Origin of the sequence: Aquirufa nivalisilvae, from assembly GCF_003143535.1 — a bacterium.
In the GTDB taxonomy this organism is placed as follows: Bacteria; Bacteroidota; Bacteroidia; order Cytophagales; family Spirosomataceae; genus Aquirufa; species Aquirufa nivalisilvae.
In genome coordinates, this window is record NZ_CP029346.1 from 1,166,843 (window position 1) to 1,191,931 (window position 25,089).

Below are 25,089 nucleotides of genomic sequence, written 5' to 3' on the forward strand. Positions count from 1 at the left end.
AAAAACAATGAAAAATGTAATCATGATGGCAGGTCTTATGTTGGGAACATATGGCTTGATGGCACAGGAAAAACAAGAGCATAAGCACGACACCAGCAAAGCAGGTGCGGATAAGAAAGAAGTATATCAATGTCCGATGAAATGTGAGGGGAACAAAACCTATGCAAAAAAAGGGAAATGTCCTGCTTGCACCATGGAAATGAAAGCAGTTAAAAAAGCAGCCTAATGAAAAAACTAATTTTAGCGGCCTTATTGGCTTTACCTTTTGCAACATTGGCAGGGCCTAAACAAACGGTTAAAATCAAGACTTCGGCCATTTGTGAAATGTGCAAAGAGCGTATTGAGAAGAACTTAGCTTTGAGCAAGGGGATTTCTAAATCGGATTTGGACTTGAAAGACAAGACCATTTCGGTAGAATACAATCCTAAAAAGACAGATGTGGCAGCCATCAAGCGAGCCATTGCTGAAGTGGGATACGATGCAGATGAAGTCGTGGCGGATAGCAAGAGCTACGAGAAACTACCTTCTTGTTGCAAGAAAGGTGCTGCTGCTACGGCTCATAATTAGGATAAAAAACTCAACATCAACGCTTTTTTTCTAACGCTGGCAAGGTTCCAAACCTTGACAGCGTTGAGCGTTGTAACGTTTTTCAACACAATTTTGTTGTCCAATAACTTGATAACGTTGGATTAACGAGCTTTCATGCTCAGGGCAATTCGCTTGCGAGCCTCATCTACTTCGGTGACAGTAACCAGTACTTTTTGTTGGACTTTCACCACCTCATTCGGGTCTTTGACGAATTTGTCAGCCAGTTGACTCACATGTACCAAACCATCTTGGTGTACTCCAATGTCCACAAAAGCACCAAAATTGGTAATGTTGGTCACAATACCTGCTAGCTTCATTCCCACGCGTAAGTCCTTGATGGAGTTGACTCCCTCCGTAAATTCAAAAGCCTCAAACTGCTCCCTAGGGTCACGTCCGGGTTTAGCTAATTCTTGAACAATGTCAGTCAGGGTAGGGATCCCCACCTCCGTGCTGACATATCGACTAATTTGTATTTGCTTCCGTAAGGCTTCGTTTTGAAGGAGATCGGCCACTTTACATTGCAAATCCTTCGCCATTTGCTCCACTATGGGATAACGTTCAGGATGAACAGCACTGGCATCCAAAGGATTACTCGCTTTTCGAATACGTAAAAATGCAGCGGCTTGCTCAAAGGCTTTTTCCCCTAAACGCGGCACTTTCTTTAGATCGGATCGACGTAAGAATGGACCATTTTTTTGTCGGTAATCAATGATATTTTGGGCCAACTGTGGTCCTAAACCCGAAATATAGGATAGGATTTGTTTGGAAGCAGTATTCAATTCAACGCCCACTGAGTTAACGCATGAAATAACCGTATCGTCCAATGATGCTTGTAATTTCTTTTGGTCAACGTCATGTTGGTATTGCCCTACGCCAATCGACTTAGGATCAATCTTCACCAATTCAGCTAAGGGGTCCATGAGTCGGCGGCCGATGGACACCGCTCCACGCACCGTGATATCTTTATCTGGAAACTCCTCTCGAGCTACCTCTGAAGCGGAATAGATAGAAGCTCCGCTTTCATTGACCATGATGATGCTAACGCCATCAAGTCGGAGATTTTTCACAAAGCTTTCGCTTTCTCTTCCTGCTGTACCATTACCAATGGCGATGGCTTCTATTTGGTATTTCTTCACCCAAGAACGTAGCGTTTGTTCGGCTTCTTGAGCCTGACCTGGGCCTGTATGCGGGTAAATGGTGGTATTCTCGATCAAGTTACCTTGTTCATCTAAATAGACCAATTTGCAACCTGTTCTAAAGCCAGGATCTAAGGAAAGGATGCGTTTTTGTCCAAGGGGAGCTGCCAACAGTAATTGACGCACATTCTCGGCAAATACTCGGATGGCCTCTTCGTCGGCCCGTTTTTTAGCCTCGGCCCGCATTTCCGTTTCCATGGCGGGCTGTAGGAGTCTTTTATAACCATCTTGTATGGCTAATTCCACCTGATCAGCACAGGCATTACGACCCGTTAGGAATCGTCGTTCTAATCGGTCTAGCACATCATTGTCGGGACCTTCTAACGCTAGTGTCAAAACACCCTCATTCTCCCCACGAAACAAGGCTAATACCCGATGGGAAGGAGCTTGGGCTAAGGACTCTGACCAATCGAAATAATCTTTGTACTTTATGCCAGCTTCTTGTTTGCCTTTACTAACCTTGGATTTCACCTGAGTTTTTCGAGCAAAAAGCTGACGCGCATCTTCTCTAGCTTCCGCTTTTTCCATCATTTCTTCGGCCAAAATATCCCGCGCACCTGCCAGTGCAATATCCAAAGAAAGTACGCCTTTTTCTTCGTCTAAAAACTTCTCGGCTAGGTCTTCTGGAGAGAGGTTTCTTTGTTGAAATAGGGCATTGGCTAATTCCTGTAAACCTTTTTCCCGAGCAGCCATGGCACGAGTCTTGCGCTTAGGTTTATAAGGCAGGTACAAGTCTTCCAGCTTGGCCAAGGTTTCAGCCGCACGAACAGCTCTTTCGAGGTCTGGACTAAGTTTATCGAGCTCTTTCAAAGACTTTAAAATGGCTTCCCGACGTTTTTCTAGTTCGATGGAAAGCTCCATCGCATCCCGAATATCACGGATTTGAACCTCATCCAAACTCCCGGTCATCTCTTTTCGATAACGGGCAATGAAAGGAATCGTAGCGCCTTCTTCTAACAGGGCAATGGTTTTACGAACGGCATTCTCGCTCAGCTGTAAGCTAGCGGCTATTTTTTGAAAGGGAATGGGCATAAAAGAAATAAGAAATAGGCCTTGATTTATTCGTTGGTTTCAGGGAATTCATTGTAGAAATACCCAGCGAATTTCCAGATTTCCTGGATTTCAGTGCCTAGGATAGGATAGGGGTCGTAGAGTTTGTTGGTTGACTTTAAAATCAATACATTTTTCTCTTGCAGGTGGTTGATGACTTTTTTCAAAACCACTCCGTCTTCGCGGGTCACAACGATGCAGATGGTGCCATCTTTGATGTCTTTCCAGTCTTCCACGTATTCGGCAAATACCAATGAGCCGGATTGTAAGGGTAACATGGAATCTCCTTTAATGGGGAATACGCGGTATTTACGGTCTTTGGTTAAAAAGGGAACATGGAAAGTCGGTAATTCTTTGATGAACTCAAGGTCGTCATAGGAAGTCGTATAACCAGCCAAAGCTTTTACCGGGACCATTTCAATGTTTTCTTCATTGTCCTCATTCACGGTGGTGGCTAAAATACGTAGCTTAGGTTTATTGGATAGGCCAGGGATTCTTTTCGACAAATCTTCCTTGAGTAATTCGTCTACTTCCACCTCAAAAAAGTTGGCCAACAAGATCAAATCCGCATATTTAGGTTCTGCTCTTCCCGACTCATAAGAGCCCAAAGTAGGTTTTTTTATTTGTAAGATTTCAGCCAGTTTTTCTTGGGAAGTTTTCTCCGACATTTTGCTGCGTAAGAATCGTAAATTCTGGCTAAAAAAAGTGCTCATGTATGTTGCTTATTAATGTAAAATGAATAAAATTCGTATCCAATTTTGGATATCATTTGTATCGAAATTACAAAAGGTATTCAGAATACCCAAATATCTATCAATTTTATGCAAGAGCGCGCCATTGTTCACATGGATTTGGACAGCTTCTTCGTCTCTGTCGAAAGACTCCGAGACAGTGCCTTGGTGGGTAAGCCCGTGATTGTCGGGGGCTTATCTGATCGTGGTGTCGTGGCGGCTTGTAGTTATGAAACCCGTGCTTTTGGAGTACGCTCTGCTATGCCGATGCGGATGGCCATGCGACTTTGTCCAGATGCCATTGTGTTACGAGGCGACCTAGAAGCCTATTCTCAATATTCAGAATCGGTGACATCTTTGATTATGGAGCGAGCGCCTTTGGTAGAAAAGGCTTCCATTGATGAGTTTTATTTAGATATGACGGGTATGGAGCGCTTTTTTGGGGCTTATCGTTTTGCCACCGATTTACGTGAGCGTATTCAAAAACAAACAGGCTTACAGATTTCCTTTGGTTTGTCGGTCAATAAAACGGTATCTAAAGTCGCTACCAACCATGTGAAACCTGCGGGCCAGCATCAGGTCTTGGCGGGAGAAGAAAAGGCTTTTTTGGCACCTATGCCAGTGAGTAAAATCCCTATGATAGGGTCGGTGACAGCTCAGACGCTTCGGAATATGGGAATTGTCCATGTAGGTACTTTGAGTCAAATGCCCCTGAAAGTGTTGGAGCGTAGTTTTGGTAAGTCGGGCGTGATGCTTTGGGAGCGCGCGAATGGGATCGATTTACGCCCTGTAGTGCCGTATTCAGAACAAAAGTCTTTGTCGAAGGAAATGACTTTCGACCAAGATAGTACCGACGTGGTTTTATTGAGACGGATATTGGGTTCATTGACCGAGCAGTTGGCTTATGATTTACGGACTTTGGGACAATGTACTTCCTGCGTAACGGTGAAGTTGCGCTATTCTAATTTTGATACGCACACCCGACAAATCACCTTGCCTGCTACGGCGAGTGACCATCGCTTGATTCCAGCGGTGGTGGAACTGTTTGAAAAACTCTATGATCGCCGTTTGTTGATACGTTTGATTGGTGTGCGTTTCTCTAAATTATTGCAAGGACAAGAGCAGTTGAATCTATTTGATGATGGTGCTCGTTTGGCTCCTCTCTACCATGCCATGGACGGCTTGAAAAATCGATTTGGAGAATTCTCTATTGTACGAGCCAGTGGTTTAATGGGTCGCCATGAACGCCGTAATATCTTACCTAAATCGGAGGACTAATGTATCTTAACTGCCATTCTTATTATAGTTTGCGTTATGGGACGCTCTCTCCTGAGGCTTTGGTGGAGGCGGCTGCCGCGCAGGGGATTAAGGCCTTGGCATTGACTGACATACATCGAGTGTCGGGGATTTATGACTTTTTTCAGGCTTGTCGAGTGGCCAATATCAAGCCCGTGGTGGGGATGGAATTCCGGCAAGTGGATGCTTGCTATTATATTTGTTTGGCTAAAAATGCTGCTGGATTGGCTCAAATCAATGCTTTTGCGAGTCAACATCTATTGCATTCTAAGCCTTGGCCAGTGAGACCGCCTAGTTCGCCAGATGTGTGGACCATCTTTCCTTTGGCACGTCGAGAACAAGTTAAAAGCTTAGGCCCTCAGGAGCGCTGGGGAGTCAGAGCGAGTGATCGAAACAAATTGTGGAAAGAGCAAGACTGGGCTTCTTTGGTATGGTGTCACCCTTTTACTTTTTTGGATAAAAAGGCATTTTCCATGCACCGTTTGTTGCGGGCTATCGACCACAATGTCTTATTGAGTAAGTTGCCGCTGGAGGCACAAGCCCAAGACGACGAACGTTTGTATAGTCCAGCGGAATTAGCGGATTTTTGTGCCGACTTTCCAAGCTTGCTGGAAGAAGCTGAGTGTATCTTGGAGAGCTGTGAGTTTTCTTTTGAGTTTAAGGTTACCAAAAATCGGAAATTATTTAGTGCTAGCCAGGAAGACGACCACGCTTTATTGGCTAAACTGGCCTATGAAGGAATGCTTTACCGCTATCCCCAACGCTCAAGAGAGGCGAAAGAACGGATCAAAAAAGAGCTACAGGTGATCCATGACCTAGCCTTTGAGTCTTATTTTCTGATTACTTGGGATATCATTCGTTATGCTCGTTCGAGGGGTTATTTCCATGTGGGTCGAGGAAGTGGCGCTAATTCCATTGTGGCTTATTGTTTGGGTATTACGGATGTGGATCCCATTGAGTTGGATTTGTATTTTGAACGCTTCATTAATCCTCAGCGTACGAGTCCTCCTGATTTTGACATAGATTTTTCTTGGGATGAGCGAGATGAGATCATAGATTATATCTTCAAACGATACGGCGCGCAATATGTCTGCCTTTTGGCCACTTATGTGACTTTTCGGGATCGTTCTATTTACAGGGAATTGGCGAAGGTCTTTGGCTTACCCAAAGCGGAGATAGATGCTTGGATAGCCCCCACGGCCGAATTGCGGCAGTCGAATTCCCAGATTCATCAATGGATTATTAAGTACGGAAATCTTTTGATCGATTTTCCCAATTACCTGAGCATTCATGCGGGTGGAATATTGATTTCAGATAGACCTTTGTCGGAATATACCGCCTTAGAACCTATGCCTAAGGGCTTTCCTATTTGTCAATTTGATATGTATGTGGCCGAGGAAATTGGTTTTGCGAAGTTTGATATTTTATCTCAACGAGGTTTGGGGCATATCAAAGAGGCGGTGGAGATTATTCGTCAAAACCGTGGGGTCGACATCGATATCCATCGGGTGGCAGACTTTAAGCAGGATGAGCGGATCAAAATGCAGCTGGAAAGCCATGAAACGATGGGCTGCTTTTATGTGGAATCTCCCGCTATGCAGCAGTTAATCAAGAAGTTGCATTGTTCGGATTACTTGACTTTGGTAGCAGCAAGTTCCATCATTCGTCCGGGAGTAGCTAGCTCGGGTATGATGAAGGCTTATATCGAAAGGCATCATGCGCCTCATTCCTATCAGCCTGTGCATCCTTTGATGGGGGAGTTGATGCAGGAGACTTATGGCGTGATGGTGTATCAAGAAGATGTGATTAAGGTGGCGCATTATTTTGCGGGTTTGAGCTTGGCGGAGGCGGATGTCTTACGTCGAGGGATGTCGGGCAAATACCGTTCTAGAGGAGAATTTGAACGTATTCGGGAGCAGTTTTTTCTGAATTGTGCTGAAAAAGGCTATGAGGAGGCGGTGGCGAAGGAGGTATGGCGACAAATGGAAAGTTTCAGTGGTTATTCGTTCAGTAAGGCGCATTCGGCCAGTTTTGCAGTGGAGAGCTATCAAAGTTTGTATTTGAAGGCCTATTTTCCTCTGGAGTTCATGGTGGCGGTAATTAATAATTTTGGAGGGTTTTATCGGACAGAGTTTTATGTGCATGAGGCGCGTAAAGCAGGAGGATGGATGGAGGCACCTGAGATCAATGAAAGTAATTATTTGACTCGCTTGGATGGTCGGGTTGTTTATTTAGGCTGGGTGCATGTCAAAGGCTTGGAGAAAGGATTGATACGGGAATTATTGGAAGCCAGAAAGCAAGGTCCCTTTTTGTCGTGGGAGGACTTTTGTCGGCGGGTGAGCGTGGGATTAGAACAAGCGATTATTTTGATTCGAGTAGGGGCTTTTCGCCGATTGGGAACTGGGAAAAAGAACTTGATGTGGGAGGCTCATGCCCGTTTTCAAGGGAAAGTGTCCGAGGTGGTGGCCATGGAAATGTTTGAGGATAGTACGGAGATTGGTGTTTTACCCACCCTGGTACATGAGCCGCTAGAAGATGCTTTTGATGAGTGGGAAATCTTGGGTTTTCCGCTTTGTTCGCCTTTCGACTTATTGGAAGAATGGCCTGTCACAAGTTTGGATGCACGCTTGTTGGCCGACCGAGGCGATATTTTAGGTTATCTGGTAACCTTAAAACCTACCTGGACGAAAAAAGGGGAGAGGATGTATTTTGGCTATTTTTTGGATGCGCAAGGTGCCTTTTTTGATACGGTACATTTTCCTTCGGATTTAAAGAAATATACTTTTAAGGGTGGAGGCGTTTACTGGATGCAGGGGCAAGTTATGGAGGAATTTGGTCAGCGCTCCTTGCGGGTTTTACAGATGCGCAAGCTTGGCTGGAAAGCGGATCCACGGTATTAGGAATGTAGAATGAAGAATGTAGAATTGATATTCAAGTCTAATTATTGATAATTCTTCATTCTACATTCTTCATTATCTCAGCTTATACGCCACAATCGATTTTTTGAAAAAAGTAGGGACATAGACCATGTGTTGCTCTGGGTTATAGCCAATGTCGGCCGTATTGTATTTTTTTTCACGCGTGTCTAGCATCGTGGTTAATTTACCTGCTTGGTCCATGTAGTAAATCAAACCTGGCCAGCATGAAACCACAAAATCTCCATTGCCTACAGGCTCAATACCATCACCCCCAATTTCTGTAGTAGCAACAGGTACCAGTTTTTTATCGGCACCCGCTTTGAAAACAACGTTGGCTGTTAGCATATACAAATCATCACCTACGGCTTTAAGTCCATTAACTCCTTTGAGATCACTTAAATAGAGACTTGCTTTGCCATTTTCAATGCGGTGAACTTTTCCTAATTTGGAATCAGATACATAGACAATGCCTTGCTTGTCAACCGTGATGTCGTTTAAGCCAGTAGCACCTTCCACTGGTATTTTAGACGTGATTTTTCCTGTAGCTAATTGGATAATGACCACTTCCGAGACGTCGGCCACATATAATTGTTGCTTCCAAATCCCCATTCCTTTGGGTGCATTTAAGCCAGTGACCCATGATGCGTTCAGAATTTTACCATTTTTATCAAGTTTGGCAATTTCACCTTTGCCATCTACGTCCCAAGGTTGACCATCAATCAGGGCAGCATAAAGGCCACCTTGGTGGTATAAAACTGACTCAGGTACGGCGAGTGTGGTATCACTTTCCCAAACTTTTTCTAAGGTATGTTGGGCTTGTGTAGTCCAAGAAAGCAGCGCTAAGAGAGCAATAAGTAGTTTTTTCATGATAAAAATGGATAAGTAGAATAGGAAATTTGGCAAGTAAGGCTTTCAATATACAAATTTTTGTTACACAATGTAATCAGCTAATTGGCAAATCCATTAAAATCTACTTATTGATTACCCCAATCACTTAATCTAATTTAAATACAACTCGCACTTCTGTTTCTACTAGAATCTTCTCAAATTCAATGTCAATGGGAGGGAGGCTATCATTTTCTTGGGATGCTTTGGCAGTTTTCATTTGTATGCCTAGCATTCGGTTGTTATATGGATTCATGAAATTGGAATTGTCTGAAATATACAGCGCATTTCCTAGTGCTTGATTCAGCGGTTTTGTCATCGCTAAAGCTTGCATTTTGGCTTTTTTAATAGCTTTACTTTTTAAAGTTAAAAGCAGTGATTCCATATTAGCATATTCTGTTTTTTCTAAGCTGATATTGGAAATATTTATTTGCTCCAAACCCATCATTACTTTACCAGCCGTGAGGGCACTATTGACCACTAGGCTATAATTTTTACTTTTTTGAATATCTTGTTGTTTAAAAAAATACTTTTGGAAATTGCTCGATAAGTCTTTTAAAACGAGTTGCTTATCGGTGGCTATTCCCATTGATTTTAATTTGTTATTCATGTTGTTTTCTAATTCCTCTGGGGATATTTTACCTTTGGTATCTTTTTCTGAAATGGTGATATTCAGGTAAATTCTGTCAGGACTTACGAGCGTATCTACTTTGGCAGTCGTCTCTAAATGGGCTTGATCGATGAAGTTTTTTGTTTGCGACATACCGCAAAAACTGATGAATGGAAGCAGAAATAGGGCTAATTTTTTCATATGACTAATAAGTATTTTAGGCGGTTAATAGATGTTGGAAAGATGATTGTGTTGGTTCGATAAAGCACATCTAAGATTCTATAGAATTGAACATGGATGGGAAAACTATTAACTCCTTTATTTGGAAAATATTGCTTCTCCGAATGTCAACAAATTATGATCAGGGTCAAGTAAGGAAAACTCTTTTTGTCCCCAAGGTTTTGATTCTAATGGTCCATTGGGATGGATTTTCACCTGTTTGTCTAGTAATGATTGATAAAAACCTGCTATATCTTTCGTTCTGATGTATACTTGTCCATAGTTTTCAAGAGGGTTCAAGTCTTTGAATTCGAAAAAATGGAGTTGAATTTGATCTTTTTGTAACATCAAATAGCCATCGTAATCTACTTGTCCCACTTCATGAAAGCCTAATTGGCTCATGTAATAATCCCTAGTGACGAATTTATTTCGCATGGGTAATTTAGGATGGATATCGGTGAGCATAGCTGTCAGTTTTTGAGATATGAAGGTTATTGATTTATCTGTAATTCTGCTAAGTAAAGAGTAAGTTTTTCGATGTTTTCTTGTTGACCTTTATCGGCCTGATGAGCTTTCACAATAATCTCATACATCTCTTCACTGTCAAATAGTAGAGACCAATCTAGTAGAACAGAATCACCTTGGTTTTCGAAGCTTACTGTGGTAATGAAATGAGGATTGAAGTGCTCAAATACGATTTTTTTATGAGGAATAATCTCTTTGAAAATACTTCGGTTCGGGTAATTGGTTCCATCGGGGCCGTGCATGGTCATTTTCCATTCTCCCTCATTTTGAAAATCCCACTGGTGAATGGTGTTGGTAAATTCTTTAGGGCCCCACCAATGAATGAGGTGGTCTGGCTCAGTCCATACTTTCCAAAGAAGATCAATGGATACTGGAAAATGTGCATAGGTACGCAATTCTCTATTTTTCATGTATTTAGCTAGATGAAAATGTATTCAAAAGGTAGTTTTTTTGTGAGAATATCATGTAGCATAATAGATAGAGGATAGGGCTTTTATGCAAAGAGTTGGATTTGATCTCCCATATTTTTGACCTTTTGGGCCTGCATACTATTGCTTTCAAATGGCTTGAAAAAGGATTTAATCTTTTCAGTCGACATGGGGGCTAACCAATCCCTTTCTTGGTCTGCAGAAAGGATTAGGGGCATGCGCTTTTTGGTATTGTGAATTTCCTCCATGAGCTCATTGGCAGGAGTGGTGATGATGGAAAAAGACGGCTCTAGCATGCTTGTTTGAGGATTATGCCAAATCGCATAGATTCCAGCTAAAGCAAAAGGACCGTTTGATTTTAAATGAACACGGTATTCGATTTTATTTTTACTCACATGTTGCCATTCGTAAAAGCCATCCACTAGTACGAGGCAGCGTTGTTTTAAGATAGAAGGCTCAAATGAAGGTTTTTCAAAAATGCTTTCTGATTTAGCATTTAAGGTGTTTTTGGGCAATTCTCGGGCTTGTTCGGTATTGGCCCAGGCAGGAATTAAGCCCCAAGGAATTAATTGTATTTGATCTGGTTTAGCTTGTGTGATGATTGGTAATGCAGCTCGAGTAAACCCTGAAATCTTACCTTTTTGAGCCATTGATTCATCATATTTTGCCTGTGCTTTGAACCTGTTTTCTAAGGCTTTATTGGAGCTAGTTTGGTCAGTGTAGTAGCACATAGGAGAAAATTGTAAATGGTAAATTATAAATTATAAATGGGGAATGACGAATGGTAAATTATCTTTCCAATTTAGTACCTTTTAATTATTAATTCCAATTGAAATATAATCCTCATTATTCTTTCATTTTTTAAGTTACTATCTATTCATATTTTTTATTTTGTCAATGCCTGAAATAGGTTGACCGTTTAAAAGTAAAATTTTAAACTTAAAATCTATTAATTATGGCCAACAAAAAGTTGTATCTTCAAAGTGTGTCACAAAGACGTCTTCGTCATTTTAGTGACAGTTTTAAAATGGAGAAAGTTCGAGAAATAGAACAAGGTCGAACTCGAGTTTCAGAAATTTGTAAGCAATATGAAGTATCTGGGACCAATGTGTACAAATGGATTTCTAAATTCGGTACAATGAAAACCAATAAGACCCGAGTTATAGTAGAGACACAGAGTGATACACAAGAGTTGTTATTACTCAAGAAAAAAGTGGCTGAACTAGAGCGTATCGTAGGTCAGAAGCAAATCTTGCTTGACTTTAAGGATAAAATGATTGATCTAGCCGAACAGGCATATGGGGTTGATATTAAAAAAAAATTCGATTCCAAACCCTGCGATACTACTGGCTCACCCGAGAAAAACATCACTTCAGCTTAAATGAATTGTATCGAAGTCTTGGAATGAGTAAGCAAGCTGTACATCAACAGTTAAATCGACAAATCAAGCAGGAAAAAGTTCAACATCATTTATTAAAGGTCGTCGATGAAATTCGAGTAAAACACCCCACTATGGCTATTCGCTACTTGTACTATATGATAAAACCCGATCATCAGCAGATGATGGGAAGGGATTTATTTGAGGTATTTTGTAAGCAACAACATTTAACTAGGCCTAGAATACACTCCTTTATCAAGACGACAGATAGTCAAGGAGTAGTTCGGTTTGAGAATTTATTGATACATCAAAAACCGAGTCGAATAGACCAATATTGGCAGAGCGACATTAGTTATTATCAAGTCAATGGAATCTATTATTACCTTACTTTTATCATAGATGCCTATACACGTCATATAGTGGGTCATCACACCTCTAAAAGACTATTGACTACTCACACGACCATTCCAGCCTTACAAATGGCCATCAAGCTTAGAAAACAGAGGCGATTTGATGATTTAATACTTCATTCCGATGGAGGAGGTCAATATTATGCCAGAGAATTTTTAAGCGTGACTCAAAAATATGGGATCAAGAATAGCATGTGCAAATATCCCTGGGAAAATGGGAAAGCAGAACGCATCAATGGTATTATTAAAAACAATTATTTAAGGCATCGTAAAATCAATAACTTCGAAATGCTAGTCAAGGAAGTTGACCGCGCAGTATCACTTTATAATCTAGAAAAGCCGCATATTGAGTTAAATAAAATGTCTCCTATTGCATTTGAAAAAAAACTACTAAATTTAAATCAAGCTATAAGCTAAATACCTAAAATAATTGAATATGAATCAAGTATAAGTGACACAAAACGGTCAACGTCATTCAGGCATTCACAATTCACCATTTATCACTTACAATTTATCATTCACCATTTACCATTTATAATTTGCCATTCTCCAAAGACTACTTTGTGAGTGTAATTGAAACAATCTCCTTTTTTTCTCGTTATTTGTAAAAAAAAACATTTATGAAATCTCTATTTATTTCTTGTATCGTTTTTTTATGTTTTCAAGCTTGTGGTCAAAGACCCAAGGATGCTGCTCAAGCAAATATACCTATGAAAGATTTACCACATTCAGAGGCCGAATGGAAGGCCAAATTAACGCCAGACGAGTATTATATTTTACGTCAAAAAGGGACAGAAAGACCTTTTACAGGCAAGTTTTTGATGCACAGTGAAAAAGGAGTATATACTTGTAGAGGTTGTGGTGCTCATTTATTCTCCTCCAATTCGAAATTTGATGCGCATTGTGGATGGCCAAGTTTTGATAAAGAAATTAAGGCTGGAGTGATTAAAGAAACAGTTGATAATTCACTAGGTATGCGTCGCATTGAAATAACCTGTGGAAAATGTGGTGGCCATTTAGGTCACGTTTTCGATGATGGACCAACCGAAACGGGTTTACGTTATTGCGTGAATTCGGTTTCTTTGAGCTTTGAAGCAAGCAAATAAAGAATGGGGAATTGTAAATGGTGAATGGTAAATGGGAAGCGTTTCGGATATCTTAATTATTCAAAATATATCATTTATCATTCACCATTTACCATTTACCATTTACAATTTATCTAGTTCTTCTCTCCCAATTAACCCAACGTTTTTCCAAGTTAGTTTTCCGTTTTGGTATAGTTCCAAATAGGGAATAGCTTCAATGTTTTTGGCTTTAGCTAATTCTGGATTTGCATCTACGTCGATTTTAATCAATTCGACGGCCCCCTTTTGATCTTTTACATAAGCTTCTAAGATGGGGCTTAGTTGTTTGCAAGGGCCACACCAAGTGGCGTTATAATCAATGATTACTCTTTTCTTGCCTTTAATTTGAGTTTCAAATGCAGTCAATGTCATGCCTGCTTGTTGAATAGGAGCTCCAATTTCCGTTGATAGTGGCAAGCTGGCTGCATTCCAAGCTAAGATACCGCCACCTAAATTATATACTTCTTTGAAACCCATAGAAACTAATTGTTGGGCTGCTTGAGAAGAACGACCTCCCGATAAACAATAAACATATATCGCTTTGTTTTTATCCAAAGCATCTGCTGTTTGTTGAAATGCCTCGGAACTGATATCTGCCGAAATGGCTCCAGCAATATGTCCGCCGGCAAATTCTTCAGGAGTTCTGACATCCAATACTTGCTTTGCAGGACTAGTTTGTAAGGCTGATTGAAAATCTGTAGCACTTAGGTCTTGTAGCCCATTCCCCGCTGGCGTGGAGCAAGAAAAGAGAATTAAAGAAGTTAATAGGGAAAATAGAAGGGATTTCATATAAATGTAGAATGTAGAATGTAGAATGTAGAATGTAGAATGTAGAATGTAGAATGTAGAATGTAGAATGTAGAATGTAGAATGTAGAATGTAGAATGTAGAATGTAGAATAATTTGTTAAGTTATAGATCTTTTCTCTGTTTGGTTAGAGATAATTCTACATTCTACATTTTTAATTCTTCATTGATTTAGCTGTACTGCTGAATGATTCCTACCAAGGTATTCGCTGGAATAACGCCTGATTGTCGCCAGACGGATTTACCATTTTTGAATAAAATCATAGTGGGTACTGAGCGAATCTGGAATTTTTCTGCTGTTTTGCGGTTTTTATCCACATCCACCTTGATGATTTTTGCAGAATCTCCAATTTTGGCTTTTACTTGTTCCAAAATAGGTTTCAACTGTTTGCAAGGTCCGCACCATTCTGCCGAAAAGTCGACAAGTACTGGCTGCTCTGATTTCAATAATTCTGAAAAATTGCTCATAACATTGGCTTTTTATATAGACTAAACTATCTTAATGACATCCAAGTTCCACCATTGTGTACTTGTTGGAATCCATGTGATTTCAACAAACGTTTGGCTGCTCCACTACGCATACCTGAGGCGCAACAAGTGATGATTACATCATCTTTTTTCAATTTGCTTAAATTACTAGTCAAAGTCTGTAAAGGTAAATTTAATGAACCTTTCACATGCCCTTGTTTGTACTCTGCTACTGTACGGACATCCACAATTTTAGCACCAGATTTGATTAAAGCTGCTACATCTATTTTAGGTCCAAAACCCAATAAATTTTTAAGAAATTCAATCATGTTTTTGATTATTTATACTACAAAAGTAAGCTTGATTTTAGCCTTCTGGCGTGACAATTGTCTCTTCTTGATCGCCTATACCAGGCTTTTACTAGCAAGAAAATCAATGACATAAGCCTTGCCTTGATGCAGTGGGCCTTCGTTTAACAAGGTTTCTTTTACTTTGGAATATTCTTTGGTCAACCCTGTAAAATCTTCGTTTAACTCATCTAAATCGAATAACATATTTAAATCCTTTGGACCACCTGAGTTTAAGCCCATTTGATTTTTATGAAATCCCTCCAAAATGATTTTACCTCCAGGTTTTAACCATTTGATACATTGCTGATGGAATTTACGTCTTTCTTCAGGATTTTGATGGAAGTATACCAAAGCAATGGCATCAAAGGATTCAAAAGGATAACGTACGCTGGCAGCATCAATGCATTCATAATGCAAATTGACGGATTTTTCCCCAGCTAATTTATTGGCTTTTCCTTGGGCGGTGTCACTGCTATCAAAGGCATGAACTTCCCAACCTATTTGTGCTGCAAAAACAGCGTCTCTACCTTCTCCTGCGGCAGGCACAAGAAGTCGGCCAATAGATAGTTTTTGCAATTGTTTTTTAAAGAATTGATTCGGCTCTACACCATATTGATATTCTTTTGAATCATATCGTGAATTCCATATTGCTTTCATGTGTAGATTGTTTACTTTCGGAAAAAATTATGAAAATGAAAAAAATCGTCCTGTTTACTGTTATGGTGCTATGTGTAAGTTTACATGCATTAGCTCAATCTCCTGCTCATAAAATTGTGATTCAGGTGAATACTTCGGATACCACTGCTTGGCATGGTGTGGTACGTAATATTGGTAATTTGCAAACTGCTTTGGGTCCAAATACTTCTATTGAAGTGGTGGCCCATGGTTCAGGTATTGGTTTATTAATAGATTCAAAAACAACTCAAAAGGCCAAAATAGCTGAGTTATCAGCCAAAGGGGTGTCATTTGTAGCTTGCGAGAACACCATCCGCATGAATAAAATTGATAAGGCAACTTTACTTCCCCAATCTGGTTTTGTACCATCGGGTGTTGCTGAAGTTATTTTAAAGCAAGAAGCTGGTTGGTCTTATTTGAAGCCATAATCAAGTAACATGAGAGAAAGAGCTGGGAGCACAAAAAGCTTCCAGCTTTTTTACATTTTACCGGGTAATATTTCATTCCAATAGAGCCAAGGTAGTATTTTGGTTTTCAATTGGTACATGGACCATCTCTCTTTAGATTGGTCAAAAGGAAAAGTTTCAGTCGGTACATTATTATAATCAAATTCCGCTAAGACCAATTTCCCGTATCCAGTCACGATGGGGCAGGAAGAATAACCATTGTAGGATGCTTTTAATGCATCGCCTTTGATCAGCGATAAAAGGTTAGCCACCAATACAGGTGCTTGCTTACGTATAGCGGCCCCCGTTCTAGAGACAGGTATACCAGCTACATCTCCACATGAAAACACATTGGGGAAACGAACATGTTGTAAGCTATGTTTATCTACTTCTACCCAGCCTGCTTGATTTGCCAAGGTACTTCGACGAATGAAATCAGGGGCTGATTGGGGTGGGGTTACATGAATCATGTCATAATCCACCCAATATTCTTGGCCTTTATTTGTATCACCTAGTCCAACGAATTTCGCTTTTTTGGCGGGACCATCAATTTCTACTAATTGGACAAAAAAATGGGTTTTAATGCCGTAGCGATGTATGACTTGTTTCAACGTTTTCTCATATTTTTCTACGCCAAATACACGAGTCCCACCGCTCCAAAATTGGATATCGGCTAGTTTATGATGCTTTTTGAAATAATCAGATGAGAGGTACATCACTTTTTGAGGTGCGCCTCCGCATTTAACTGGGGTGGGAGGATTGGTAAAGATGGCCTTTCCGCCTTGTGGCAGGGCTTGTACACATTCCCAGGTATATGGAGCCGTTTCAAAGCTATAATTGGAACAAACCCCATTTTTACCTAGACTTTCTTTAAGTCCTTTAATTTCAGACCAGTTGAGCTGAATGCCAGGGCACACGATGAGGTAATCGTAGTAAATGGATTCTCCATTGCTCAAATCTACTTTATTTTTTTCGGCCTGCACATCTGTTACCATGGCTTTAATCCATCTAACTTTTTCTGGCATCACCGAAGCCTCGTCGCGAACTGTCTTTTGAATATCATACACACCGCCTCCCACTAAAGTCCAAGCAGGCTGATAATAATGTTTTTCAGCTGCATCAATCAGTGCAATGTCCACGGAGGAATCTTGTCGGAGTAGTTGACTGGCTACAGAAATTCCAGCATTCCCTCCACCAATGATGATGATTTGATGGTGAATTCTCATGTGGTTTTTGTTTTAATTATATGTAATATTATAGTATTCAAGCTTAGTAATTCGTGATATTTGTCACTACAAGAGGTAAATGGACCAACTAATTTTGAATGATTTACCACCATTATTAGATATGAAAACCAATTCCCCTAAGAGCTCACTGGATAGCTTAATTCAATTATTGTATGCCCTTGTCATCTTATTGCTTGGACTAATGGCGTATTTGTTTTTTGGACAGATCCGTTCACATAAAAGTGTAGCAGACAATACAGATTCGAGTGCTGTTTTTATTCAACTAGATTCCAATTTCACCCATGTGTGGACAGCGCCGTCCGACTGGCGTATGATGTATTTACCTGCTGGTCAAAAGGAATTGGTGCTCTATGGGAGGGAATTGATTGCGCATACATCAGATTATTTGGGACCTAAAGGCTCGGTTAGGGCGATGTCAAATGGCATGAATTGCCAAAATTGTCATTTAAAGGCGGGTTCTCAACCTTGGGGAAATAATTATTTTGCTGTGGAATCCACTTATCCTAAGTTTAGAGCTAGATCTGGGACGATAGAAAATCAAATTAAAAGGGTGAATGATTGTTTTGAACGCAGTTTAAATGGAATGAAACTTGACTCTACCAGTAAGGAAATGCAGGCCATTTTAGCTTACATTGCATGGCTTGGAAAAGATGTGGCTAAAGACATTAGGCCTAAGGGCTCAGGGATTTTTAAATTGAAATTCCTGAAACGTGCTACTGATCCTGAAAAGGGTAAATTAGTCTATGATGCCAAATGCCAATCCTGTCATCAGTCCAATGGGGAAGGGGTATTTGCTGAAGGAGGCAAGTCCTATACCTATCCTCCACTTTGGGGAATGCATAGCTATAACGAAGGGGCGGGTTTGTTTCGAATATCCAATTTGGCAGGTTATGTGAAATACAATATGCCCTTTGGTACGACCTATGAAAAAGCTCAATTGACTGACGAAGAAGCCTGGGATGTAGCTGCATATATCAATTCCATGCCAAGACCTGGCAAAGATTTATCTAAAGATTGGCCGGATATTTCAGGTAAACCCTTTGATCATCCCTTTGGTCCATATGTTGATTCTTTCCCGGAATCTCAACATAAATATGGTCCATATAAACCTATCAGTGATTGGATCAAAAAACACAAAAAATCAAAAAGCTAAACCGATGAACTCAAGAAGGAAATTTATACAAGGTGGATTACTGAGTAGTGTAGCTGCTTTAACACCACTTGCTTCCTTGGAAGCAAATGAGGCTTATCCACATTCTATTCCTGCAAAACCGAGTTCAGGCAAAATTACTATTTTACAAACAACCGATGTGCATTGTCAGTTGCATGCGCATGATGAGTTGTTTTGGGAGAAAGATGAGCTAGTCTTTCGAAAAACTGGAGGCTACGCGCACATGGCCACGGCCTTAGATCGCATGAAGCAGTCGAATCCGGAGAATACAATTACGTTAGATACTGGGGACATGTTCCAAGGTTCTATGTTATCAGTAAAGACAACTGGTCAGGCATTTGTTCCATTGCTGAATGCAATGAACTATGATTTATACCTACCTGGAAACTGGGAAGTGGTGTATTATAAGAAAAACATGCAAAAACTTTTGGGTGGCCTTTTAGCACCAAAAATTTGTGCTAATATGTATCACGATTTAGGTGATGGCAAGAAAGGGGAATTAATTTTTCAGCCCTATCAAATTATGCATCGATTAGGAGTGAAAATAGGTTTCTTAGGATACACGGATCCTTTGGTACCTCTTCGGCAATCACCCATGTATAGTAAGGGTATTTTATATACCAAACCGGAAGAAAATCTAAGAGAATATGTCTCAATTTTAAAGGAGCAAGAGCAATGTGATTTTGTCATTATTCTATCTCATTTAGGTCTTTCTCAACAAATTGCTTTAGGGAATAATCCGCATTGTGAAGGTGTAGATTATATTTTTGGGGCGGATACACACGAGCGAGTACGTAAACCCATTCAAGCAGCTTATACGAAAATTGTAGAGCCTGGAGCTTTTGGTTCCTTTATTGGGAAGTTGGATATTCAAGTCAAAGAAGGCAAAGTGATTGGCTCAACTTATGAATTAGTGGAAGTTGATCCCATAAAATATCCTGCTAAAAAGGAGATTTTAAATTTAGTAAATGATTTGGAAGGTCCATGGAAATCTCAGATTGACCAAGTGTTAGGTTATAGTACCTTGCCTTTGTACCGAAATTTTGTCGTTGAAAATACCATTGATACGTTAATTGTTGATGCTTTAAAATGGAAAGTAAATGCCGATGTGGTTTTATCCAATGGTTTCAGATTTTGTCCACCACGCATCCCTGGAAAAGATGGGAAAGTAGCAATTACTGAGGGGTATTTATTTGATATGTTACCAGTGGATTCCATGATTCGGACGGCGAAAGCGACAGGTCAACAAATCATGAATTGGTTAGAAAAGGAATTGCAGAATGTGTTTGCTCAGGATGCGTCATTACGTTTTGGCGGATGGCTCATTCGTTTTAAGGGAATGCAAGTTGAGTTTAAAGCATTTGAGCGAGTTGGTCATCGGGTTCAAAAAGTTATTATTGGAGGGGCACCCTTAGAGTTAGAGAAATCATACGTATTGTGTGCATGCGAACGCGACGGAGATCCCGAGGATATGCTTTGTCGCATGAAAGGGGTAAAGGAAGCAAAGAATACAGCCTATACATTACATGGTATGATGAAAGAGTATCTAGCTAAATTCTCACCAGTGACGCCTACCTTACGTCATGATGCTAAAATCCTTGATGGTCCGCAGTCTTTATTGAGTCAAGTAACAGGGGTGGATTATTCTTTTAGATAATTGAAGATTTAATATTAGTTGTTAGTTATCAGGGATTGGGTATTAGTTGTTAGGGATTAGTTATTAGAATGAAAGGCTCCAACATTTATAATTCATAATTTATCATTTACAATTCATCAAGCTGCGTTCCAACTAACCGTTCAATGTAAAATTTTTGATAGAAAACACCTTCTTTCAGTCCTGCGAAATGTGATGAACGCAGCGGTAGACGAGGTTTTGACCTCAGCATAGGCAATGTGCGTCGGCGTCAAAAGTATAGGCGATAGCGGAGTGAATCACGGTTCCGCGAAAAGGAATTCGCCTTGGCTGAACGACAAAAAAAGAAAATCCCTAGTATTTGCTGAAACATCGTGTTATTGTTAAAACAACATGAAATAGTCCTAAAAATAGCTTTGTCGAAGATTTAATTCATATGGTTTTTCTTTTTTTTAATAAAAAAAGAAACAAAAAAAACGGTAGGAATACGGTTAATCCAAAGACGAATTCTGCTGCGCAGAACCGATGTTCACTCCGCATACGGCTTTAATCTTTGACGCGATCGCACATGGCCAATGCGCAAGGTCAAACATCCGCCTGCCGCTTCGCTCATGCTTCATTCACATCTTTCGTAGGATTAACCTTTTAAAATAGGGATCAGGAATTAGTTATCAAGGATTAGAATCCATTTATAATTAATAATTTACCATTTACAATTCCCTTTCCGCTTCGCTCATGCTATGTTCCCATCTTTCGTAGGATTAACCGTTCAACGTAGAATGAAGAATGTAAAATTTTGATGGAAAACATCGTCGTGCAGCCCTGCGAAATGTGATGAACGCAGCGGTAGACGAGGTTTTGACCTCAGCATAGGCAATGTGCGTCGGCGTCAAAAGTATAGGCGATAGCGGAGTGAATCACGGTTCCGCGAAGAGGAATTCGCCTTGGCTGAACGACAAAAAGAAGTTTTTTTGTTTCTTTTTTTGTCCAAAAAAAGAAAATCCCTAGTATTTGCTGAAACATCGTGTTATTGTTAAAACAACAAGAAAGAGTTCTAAAAAATAGCTTTGTCGAAGATTTAATTCATATGGTCTTTCTTTTTTTGTCCAAAAAAGAAAATCCCTAGTATTTGCTGAAACAAAGTGCTATTGTTAAAACAACAAGAAATAGTCCTAAAAATAGCTTTGTCGAAGATTTAATTCATATGGTTTTTCTTTTTTTTCATAAAAAAAGAAACAAAAAAAACGGTAGGAATACGGTTAATCCAAAGACGAATTCTGCTGCGCAGAACCGATGTTCACTTCGCATTCGGCTTTAATCTTTGACGCCATCGCACATGGCCTATGCGCAAGGTCAAATATCCGCCTGCCGCTTCGCTCATGCTTCATTCACATCTTTCGTTGGGATTAACCTAATTAGGTATTAGTTATTAGGGATTGGGTATTAGGTATTAGTTGTTAGGGATTAGTTATTAGAATGAAAGGCTCCAACATTTATAATTCATAATTTATCATTTACAATTCATCAAGCTGCGTTTCCATCTTTCGTTGGGATTAACCTTATTAGTTGTTAGTTATTAGGGATTAGCGAAATGTAGAATGTAGAATGAAAAAATGTAGACTTGAATTATTGTTATTCGGTATTAGGGTGAGGATTATAGTGTACACCGATATTGTAGAGTTAATACCAAGCTAATGACACTTACAAAAGTTAATTTTTGCATGACGGGCAGTATGTCAAAAGCGCCTGCACCGTATAGGTATAAGGTTGTGTAGAAAATGAGTAAACAAATGACGCACAGGAGTTTTAAAAAGTGCTGTTTTGTTTTAAAGATAAAGACGGTGATGTAAAATAAGCAAACCAGAAATAGCGTACTTGATAATATCACCATGAGGTCATGGTAGGAGGTAACGATTAAAAAAGTAAACATCATACCTAGGGAACCCAAGTAACGAACGATTAATCTAGACCCTTTATGAGAAATTTTGGTGGAAAATTGAACAAAGAATGCAGTTAAGCTAAGAGAGAGAAAAATCATTCCAAAATAAGCCCAATATCGAGCAGGATTCTCATTACCATTGATGGCATTTTCAGCAAAGAGATTAGAAATAAAATTCTTAGTCCAATCAAAACCAATGGAGTTTTTGTTGGACATAGAACCACCTGGGTAATATTGAGTAGCTATTAATAGCAAGATGCTTGAAAGAATAATACCAATGAGAACGACGTGTTTTTTTAGCATGGGGCATCTAAATGTACATTTGGTAAAGATTTTGATAAATCTTCAATAATTGAATTAGTTAAATCATAATATTCATCTAATTTTTTTACGACATTCTGTGAAGATATTTTTTCATCAGATGTCATTATGTCGATTTTGCAAGACACATCAATATTATTAATGTTATATTCTTCATCAAAGTCAATTTCAATAGATTCATAGATTGAAGCATGTGCAAAAATATTCCGAATGGAAGCTGCTTTTTGGAGTTTACCAATTGTTTTCTGATCGAAATCTTTTACATTTTTAAGGATCTTGATTTTATTACCAAATGAAAGAATTGATGAGTTTAATATAATTCTTTCGAAATCTTCACAATTAACTGGTTTAATGTGATTGATAATAATCTGATTTATTTGAAATTCTATTTTGCAAAATTGCTCAATAATCCATCCTCTTAGCTCTAACGTATTATATTCAGACAAGGATTTTTTTTCTGATTTTGAAATACGATCATCATTCATTTGGAAATGGGAAATTCATTATTTTGATTTTCAAAATATAGTAATAATTATGCTAATTTTTGGTTTTAAATGTGACCTATTTAAAATTTTCAAACATTAATATTACAGTTTTGGCATATTGATTTCTAACTATGATTACTAAGTTTTTTAATTATTGAAATAATTTTGAAAATTTGGAATGGTATAATATGTTCAAATATTACTGCTCAATCACACAAAAAAGACCACCACCTTTCGGTAATGGTCTTCTATCCATTTGAACTATATGGGTATTAATGTGGAAGTTTATCGCGCAAGTATCCATATGTCCAGGTGCCAACAATGGCGCTTAAAATCACCACGGATATGGATAATACTCCCGTGCCCAGTTGAGCAAAAAGAGGACCAGGGCAAGCTCCTGTGATCGCCCAGCCGAAGCCGAACATCAAGCCTCCATAAATCTGGCCTTTGTTAAATTTCTTATCGCTAAATGTAATATCCTCTCCATGTATGGTTTTGACCTTCAATTTCTTAATCAAAAACACTGAAATGGCTCCCACCACTACTGCCGTACCAATTACCCCATACATATGAAAGCTTTGTAAACGGAACATCTCTTGTATTCTAAACCATGAAATAATCTCCGCTTTCACGAATACAACTCCAAATACGACGCCTACAGCTAAATACTTGAAATTATACCACCAAGGGTGCTTTAATTCAGATTCATTGATACACATGGTATCCAATGATCTTACTTCATAATCCATTGGGTCGCTATGTACTAAAGTCTTATTTTCCATGTCAATTATAAACTTAAAATGTAAGGTAAAATAAAATTGGCCATGATGAATCCTCCGACCATGAAACTGATTGTGGCTACCAAAGAAGGCCATTGTAAATTGCTCAAACCCATGATGGCATGTCCAGATGTACATCCTCCCGCATAACGCGTTCCAAAGCCCACTAAAAATCCTCCACCAATCATCATGATGAGTCCTTTGGCGGTAAATAAGTTGTCAAATGAGAACAACTGCACCGGTACTAATCCAGAAAAATCATCAATTCCATATCCTGCCAATTCTTTAGCTAGATCTGGATGGACTATAATTGGGTCACTTGATCCTAGGAATTGAGCGGATAAAAATCCACCAACTAAAATTCCTCCAATAAAGAATAAATTCCAAGATTCTTTCTTCCAATCGTATTTGAAAAATGGGATATTACTTGGAAAACAAGCCGCGCAAATATGCCTCAAATTGGACGATATGCCAAAGTGTTTATTGCCTAAGAGCAATAGGGCTGGTACTATTAAACCAATTAAGGTCCCTGCCACGTACCAAGGCCAGGGTTGTGTAATTGTTTCTATCATTGTTTTATTATGGTAAGCTTTTTTTTTATTGGTTGTTAGTTATTAGTGATCAGAAGTTCTCATAATAATTAAAATTAAGAGCTTTACATAAATAACTAATCCCTAATAACTAACCACTATTTACTGTTTACTGATTTTTTAGCACTAAAAAATCCACTAAAAATATAACCTAGAAAGGCAAAATACAAAGTACTATTCAGAGGCTTAGAAGTGAGTGGGCAAGTGCCTGTACTACATCCAATTTGTTGCCAATATAAATAGCCTACAATTCCACCCAAGAAGGTGCCAATCAGTGCTAATTTATGGTTTTGAATGAACTTCTTCATTTTCGGTTTCTTCTATATTTTGGGAAGAGGATTTCTTTGTGTTCGTTGGAATGCCACATCCTTGTGCACCACAGCCAATATTAAACAATGCTTGGATCAATAAGATTCCCGCCAAGAGTCCCAAAAATAATTCTTGTGTTTTAATGGCTTCAAACATCGCATAGCCGCCCATTAATAGGCGAGCCATGCGCATAAGATCCCAAGGTTGCTTGAGTGTGTTCCACATAGGATTAGTTGTTAGAATAGACCAACATATCTTGCAAAGCACCACCATTATAAACCTCTTGATACCCCATTTGCTTTAACATGGTTTGTGCTAATCCAGAGCGGTTTCCACTGCGACAATACACAATGATAGGGCCGTCCATGGTTTTAAATTTTTCCAATTGATTCGGAATTGTTCCTAATGGGATGTTGATGGCTCCTTCATAATGGCCTTGCATGAATTCCCCGACTTCACGCACATCCACAATACTGGTTTTCGGGTTGCTAATTAAATCTTGTATGTTCATG

Annotated in this window: 29 protein-coding genes; 10 read left to right on the plus strand and 19 right to left on the minus strand. The window is 39.4% G+C overall.

Annotated features, from left to right (window positions below; all coding sequences use genetic code 11):
* The first annotated feature begins 7 nt into the window (after positions 1-7).
* The gene (locus tag HME7025_RS05155; protein WP_109322608.1) at positions 8-226 is read left to right on the plus strand and encodes a heavy metal-binding domain-containing protein; all 219 of its coding nucleotides are present in this window, start codon (positions 8-10) and stop codon (positions 224-226) included.
* On the plus strand, positions 226-567 hold the full coding sequence (locus HME7025_RS05160; protein WP_109322609.1) for a heavy-metal-associated domain-containing protein: 342 nt from the start codon (positions 226-228) through the stop codon (positions 565-567). The genes HME7025_RS05155 and HME7025_RS05160 overlap by 1 nt, the downstream gene beginning before the upstream one ends.
* A 122-nt stretch (positions 568-689) precedes the next feature.
* Here the strand turns inward: HME7025_RS05160 and HME7025_RS05165 are convergent, their stop codons facing one another.
* Together HME7025_RS05165 and HME7025_RS05170 are read right to left on the minus strand one after the other, a co-directional pair.
* A complete protein-coding gene (locus HME7025_RS05165) occupies positions 690-2,816 on the minus strand; it encodes a Tex family protein (protein WP_109322610.1) in 2,127 nt (708 codons plus the stop codon).
* Positions 2,817-2,842: 26 nt separating this feature from the next.
* Positions 2,843-3,547, minus strand: a complete 705-nt coding sequence (locus tag HME7025_RS05170; RefSeq protein ID WP_109322611.1) for an XRE family transcriptional regulator — start codon at positions 3,545-3,547, stop codon at positions 2,843-2,845.
* Positions 3,548-3,655: 108 nt separating this feature from the next.
* Between HME7025_RS05170 and dinB the strand changes: the two genes are divergently transcribed.
* Positions 3,656-4,843 carry a DNA polymerase IV gene (dinB, locus tag HME7025_RS05175; RefSeq protein ID WP_109322612.1) on the plus strand — a complete coding sequence of 396 codons (1,188 nt, stop codon included), beginning with the start codon at positions 3,656-3,658 and terminating at the stop codon, positions 4,841-4,843.
* Positions 4,843-7,761: a DNA polymerase III subunit alpha gene (locus HME7025_RS05180; RefSeq protein WP_109322613.1), complete on the plus strand. Its 2,919-nt coding sequence runs from the start codon at positions 4,843-4,845 to the stop codon at positions 7,759-7,761. The genes dinB and HME7025_RS05180 overlap by 1 nt, the downstream gene beginning before the upstream one ends.
* A gap of 72 nt (positions 7,762-7,833) precedes the next feature.
* Here the strand turns inward: HME7025_RS05180 and HME7025_RS05185 are convergent, their stop codons facing one another.
* The 5 genes from HME7025_RS05185 to HME7025_RS05205 form a co-directional block, all read right to left on the minus strand.
* Complete coding sequence (locus HME7025_RS05185; RefSeq protein ID WP_109322614.1) at positions 7,834-8,646, minus strand: SMP-30/gluconolactonase/LRE family protein; 813 nt, start codon at positions 8,644-8,646, stop codon at positions 7,834-7,836.
* A gap of 127 nt (positions 8,647-8,773) precedes the next feature.
* A complete protein-coding gene (locus HME7025_RS05190; protein WP_109322615.1) occupies positions 8,774-9,475 on the minus strand; it encodes an SIMPL domain-containing protein in 702 nt (233 codons plus the stop codon).
* 117 nt (positions 9,476-9,592) lie between these two features.
* Positions 9,593-9,958 (minus strand): bleomycin resistance protein, encoded by a 366-nt coding sequence (locus HME7025_RS05195; protein WP_109322616.1) that lies wholly within the window; start codon positions 9,956-9,958, stop codon positions 9,593-9,595.
* Positions 9,959-9,984: 26 nt separating this feature from the next.
* Complete coding sequence (locus HME7025_RS05200) at positions 9,985-10,428, minus strand: SRPBCC domain-containing protein (protein WP_109322617.1); 444 nt, start codon at positions 10,426-10,428, stop codon at positions 9,985-9,987.
* Positions 10,429-10,511: 83 nt separating this feature from the next.
* Positions 10,512-11,177, minus strand: coding sequence for an SOS response-associated peptidase (locus HME7025_RS05205; protein WP_109322618.1), 666 nt, complete (start codon positions 11,175-11,177; stop codon positions 10,512-10,514).
* Positions 11,178-11,401: 224 nt separating this feature from the next.
* On the opposite strand from HME7025_RS05205, the gene HME7025_RS05210 reads away from it, so the two are divergent.
* The 3 genes from HME7025_RS05210 (at position 11,402) to msrB (ending at position 13,340) form a co-directional block, all read left to right on the plus strand.
* Positions 11,402-11,827: a transposase gene (locus HME7025_RS05210; protein ID WP_109322220.1), complete on the plus strand. Its 426-nt coding sequence runs from the start codon at positions 11,402-11,404 to the stop codon at positions 11,825-11,827.
* A gap of 23 nt (positions 11,828-11,850) precedes the next feature.
* Positions 11,851-12,651 carry a DDE-type integrase/transposase/recombinase gene (locus HME7025_RS05215; protein ID WP_109322221.1) on the plus strand — a complete coding sequence of 267 codons (801 nt, stop codon included), beginning with the start codon at positions 11,851-11,853 and terminating at the stop codon, positions 12,649-12,651.
* A gap of 203 nt (positions 12,652-12,854) precedes the next feature.
* The gene (gene msrB / locus HME7025_RS05220; RefSeq protein ID WP_109322619.1) at positions 12,855-13,340 is read left to right on the plus strand and encodes a peptide-methionine (R)-S-oxide reductase MsrB; all 486 of its coding nucleotides are present in this window, start codon (positions 12,855-12,857) and stop codon (positions 13,338-13,340) included.
* Between the two features lie 102 nt (positions 13,341-13,442).
* On the opposite strand, the gene HME7025_RS05225 is transcribed toward msrB, so the two are convergent.
* The 4 genes from HME7025_RS05225 to HME7025_RS05245 form a co-directional block, all read right to left on the minus strand.
* Positions 13,443-14,147, minus strand: a complete 705-nt coding sequence (locus tag HME7025_RS05225) for a thioredoxin domain-containing protein (RefSeq protein ID WP_109322620.1) — start codon at positions 14,145-14,147, stop codon at positions 13,443-13,445.
* Between the two features lie 188 nt (positions 14,148-14,335).
* The gene (gene trxA, locus HME7025_RS05235) at positions 14,336-14,632 is read right to left on the minus strand and encodes a thioredoxin (protein ID WP_109322621.1); all 297 of its coding nucleotides are present in this window, start codon (positions 14,630-14,632) and stop codon (positions 14,336-14,338) included.
* 26 nt (positions 14,633-14,658) lie between these two features.
* Positions 14,659-14,961, minus strand: a complete 303-nt coding sequence (locus tag HME7025_RS05240; RefSeq protein ID WP_109322622.1) for a rhodanese-like domain-containing protein — start codon at positions 14,959-14,961, stop codon at positions 14,659-14,661.
* 75 nt (positions 14,962-15,036) lie between these two features.
* Positions 15,037-15,639: a class I SAM-dependent methyltransferase gene (locus HME7025_RS05245; RefSeq protein WP_109322623.1), complete on the minus strand. Its 603-nt coding sequence runs from the start codon at positions 15,637-15,639 to the stop codon at positions 15,037-15,039.
* A 35-nt stretch (positions 15,640-15,674) separates the two neighbouring features.
* On the opposite strand from HME7025_RS05245, the gene HME7025_RS05250 reads away from it, so the two are divergent.
* Positions 15,675-16,085 carry a DsrE family protein gene (locus HME7025_RS05250; protein ID WP_161956209.1) on the plus strand — a complete coding sequence of 137 codons (411 nt, stop codon included), beginning with the start codon at positions 15,675-15,677 and terminating at the stop codon, positions 16,083-16,085.
* Between the two features lie 50 nt (positions 16,086-16,135).
* On the opposite strand, the gene HME7025_RS05255 is transcribed toward HME7025_RS05250, so the two are convergent.
* Positions 16,136-17,329, minus strand: a complete 1,194-nt coding sequence (locus tag HME7025_RS05255) for an NAD(P)/FAD-dependent oxidoreductase (RefSeq protein ID WP_109322625.1) — start codon at positions 17,327-17,329, stop codon at positions 16,136-16,138.
* A gap of 121 nt (positions 17,330-17,450) precedes the next feature.
* Here HME7025_RS05255 and HME7025_RS05260 point away from each other — a divergent pair, with 121 nt between their 5' ends.
* Both HME7025_RS05260 and HME7025_RS05265 read left to right on the plus strand, forming a co-directional pair.
* Positions 17,451-18,503 (plus strand): c-type cytochrome, encoded by a 1,053-nt coding sequence (locus HME7025_RS05260; RefSeq protein ID WP_109325014.1) that lies wholly within the window; start codon positions 17,451-17,453, stop codon positions 18,501-18,503.
* Positions 18,504-18,507: 4 nt separating this feature from the next.
* Positions 18,508-20,178, plus strand: coding sequence for a bifunctional metallophosphatase/5'-nucleotidase (locus HME7025_RS05265; RefSeq protein ID WP_109322626.1), 1,671 nt, complete (start codon positions 18,508-18,510; stop codon positions 20,176-20,178).
* A 1,630-nt stretch (positions 20,179-21,808) separates the two neighbouring features.
* Here the strand turns inward: HME7025_RS05265 and HME7025_RS05270 are convergent.
* The 7 genes from HME7025_RS05270 to HME7025_RS05300 form a co-directional block, all read right to left on the minus strand.
* Entirely contained in the window at positions 21,809-22,396 is a 588-nt protein-coding gene (locus tag HME7025_RS05270; RefSeq protein ID WP_109322627.1) for a hypothetical protein, read from the minus strand.
* Complete coding sequence (locus tag HME7025_RS05275; RefSeq protein ID WP_109322628.1) at positions 22,390-22,899, minus strand: hypothetical protein; 510 nt, start codon at positions 22,897-22,899, stop codon at positions 22,390-22,392. Before HME7025_RS05275 ends, HME7025_RS05270 begins: the two co-directional genes overlap by 7 nt.
* Before the next feature lie 272 nt (positions 22,900-23,171).
* Positions 23,172-23,681: a DUF6691 family protein gene (locus HME7025_RS05280; RefSeq protein ID WP_109322629.1), complete on the minus strand. Its 510-nt coding sequence runs from the start codon at positions 23,679-23,681 to the stop codon at positions 23,172-23,174.
* Positions 23,682-23,686: 5 nt separating this feature from the next.
* Complete coding sequence (locus tag HME7025_RS05285) at positions 23,687-24,250, minus strand: YeeE/YedE family protein (RefSeq protein ID WP_109322630.1); 564 nt, start codon at positions 24,248-24,250, stop codon at positions 23,687-23,689.
* Between the two features lie 116 nt (positions 24,251-24,366).
* The gene (locus tag HME7025_RS05290; RefSeq protein ID WP_109322631.1) at positions 24,367-24,576 is read right to left on the minus strand and encodes a DUF6132 family protein; all 210 of its coding nucleotides are present in this window, start codon (positions 24,574-24,576) and stop codon (positions 24,367-24,369) included.
* Positions 24,551-24,802 carry a hypothetical protein gene (locus HME7025_RS05295; protein ID WP_109322632.1) on the minus strand — a complete coding sequence of 84 codons (252 nt, stop codon included), beginning with the start codon at positions 24,800-24,802 and terminating at the stop codon, positions 24,551-24,553. The genes HME7025_RS05290 and HME7025_RS05295 overlap by 26 nt, the downstream gene beginning before the upstream one ends.
* 4 nt (positions 24,803-24,806) lie before the next feature.
* On the minus strand, positions 24,807-25,088 hold the full coding sequence (locus HME7025_RS05300; protein WP_226998284.1) for a rhodanese-like domain-containing protein: 282 nt from the start codon (positions 25,086-25,088) through the stop codon (positions 24,807-24,809).
* Position 25,089: the final 1 nt, after the last annotated feature.

Coding starts and splice junctions, on each gene's coding strand:
- HME7025_RS05185 (WP_109322614.1), bottom strand. CDS start 8,646: ATGAAAAAACTACTTATTGCTCTCTTAGCGCTGCTTTCTTGGACTACA.
- HME7025_RS05190 (WP_109322615.1), bottom strand. CDS start 9,475: ATGAAAAAATTAGCCCTATTTCTGCTTCCATTCATCAGTTTTTGCGGT.
- HME7025_RS05290 (WP_109322631.1), bottom strand. CDS start 24,576: ATGAAGAAGTTCATTCAAAACCATAAATTAGCACTGATTGGCACCTTC.
- HME7025_RS05265 (WP_109322626.1), top strand. CDS start 18,508: ATGAACTCAAGAAGGAAATTTATACAAGGTGGATTACTGAGTAGTGTA.
- HME7025_RS05160 (WP_109322609.1), top strand. CDS start 226: ATGAAAAAACTAATTTTAGCGGCCTTATTGGCTTTACCTTTTGCAACA.
- HME7025_RS05285 (WP_109322630.1), bottom strand. CDS start 24,250: ATGATAGAAACAATTACACAACCCTGGCCTTGGTACGTGGCAGGGACC.
- HME7025_RS05225 (WP_109322620.1), bottom strand. CDS start 14,147: ATGAAATCCCTTCTATTTTCCCTATTAACTTCTTTAATTCTCTTTTCT.
- HME7025_RS05210 (WP_109322220.1), top strand. CDS start 11,402: ATGGCCAACAAAAAGTTGTATCTTCAAAGTGTGTCACAAAGACGTCTT.
- HME7025_RS05240 (WP_109322622.1), bottom strand. CDS start 14,961: ATGATTGAATTTCTTAAAAATTTATTGGGTTTTGGACCTAAAATAGAT.
- HME7025_RS05260 (WP_109325014.1), top strand. CDS start 17,451: ATGAAAACCAATTCCCCTAAGAGCTCACTGGATAGCTTAATTCAATTA.
- HME7025_RS05295 (WP_109322632.1), bottom strand. CDS start 24,802: ATGTGGAACACACTCAAGCAACCTTGGGATCTTATGCGCATGGCTCGC.
- HME7025_RS05255 (WP_109322625.1), bottom strand. CDS start 17,329: ATGAGAATTCACCATCAAATCATCATCATTGGTGGAGGGAATGCTGGA.
- HME7025_RS05245 (WP_109322623.1), bottom strand. CDS start 15,639: ATGAAAGCAATATGGAATTCACGATATGATTCAAAAGAATATCAATAT.
- HME7025_RS05215 (WP_109322221.1), top strand. CDS start 11,851: ATGAGTAAGCAAGCTGTACATCAACAGTTAAATCGACAAATCAAGCAG.
- trxA (WP_109322621.1), bottom strand. CDS start 14,632: ATGAGCAATTTTTCAGAATTATTGAAATCAGAGCAGCCAGTACTTGTC.
- HME7025_RS05250 (WP_161956209.1), top strand. CDS start 15,675: ATGAAAAAAATCGTCCTGTTTACTGTTATGGTGCTATGTGTAAGTTTA.
- HME7025_RS05275 (WP_109322628.1), bottom strand. CDS start 22,899: ATGAATGATGATCGTATTTCAAAATCAGAAAAAAAATCCTTGTCTGAA.
- HME7025_RS05200 (WP_109322617.1), bottom strand. CDS start 10,428: ATGAAAAATAGAGAATTGCGTACCTATGCACATTTTCCAGTATCCATT.
- dinB (WP_109322612.1), top strand. CDS start 3,656: ATGCAAGAGCGCGCCATTGTTCACATGGATTTGGACAGCTTCTTCGTC.
- HME7025_RS05170 (WP_109322611.1), bottom strand. CDS start 3,547: ATGAGCACTTTTTTTAGCCAGAATTTACGATTCTTACGCAGCAAAATG.
- HME7025_RS05180 (WP_109322613.1), top strand. CDS start 4,843: ATGTATCTTAACTGCCATTCTTATTATAGTTTGCGTTATGGGACGCTC.
- HME7025_RS05300 (WP_226998284.1), bottom strand. CDS start 25,088: ATGAACATACAAGATTTAATTAGCAACCCGAAAACCAGTATTGTGGAT.
- HME7025_RS05205 (WP_109322618.1), bottom strand. CDS start 11,177: ATGTGCTACTACACTGACCAAACTAGCTCCAATAAAGCCTTAGAAAAC.
- HME7025_RS05155 (WP_109322608.1), top strand. CDS start 8: ATGAAAAATGTAATCATGATGGCAGGTCTTATGTTGGGAACATATGGC.
- HME7025_RS05195 (WP_109322616.1), bottom strand. CDS start 9,958: ATGCTCACCGATATCCATCCTAAATTACCCATGCGAAATAAATTCGTC.
- HME7025_RS05165 (WP_109322610.1), bottom strand. CDS start 2,816: ATGCCCATTCCCTTTCAAAAAATAGCCGCTAGCTTACAGCTGAGCGAG.
- HME7025_RS05270 (WP_109322627.1), bottom strand. CDS start 22,396: ATGCTAAAAAAACACGTCGTTCTCATTGGTATTATTCTTTCAAGCATC.
- msrB (WP_109322619.1), top strand. CDS start 12,855: ATGAAATCTCTATTTATTTCTTGTATCGTTTTTTTATGTTTTCAAGCT.
- HME7025_RS05280 (WP_109322629.1), bottom strand. CDS start 23,681: ATGGAAAATAAGACTTTAGTACATAGCGACCCAATGGATTATGAAGTA.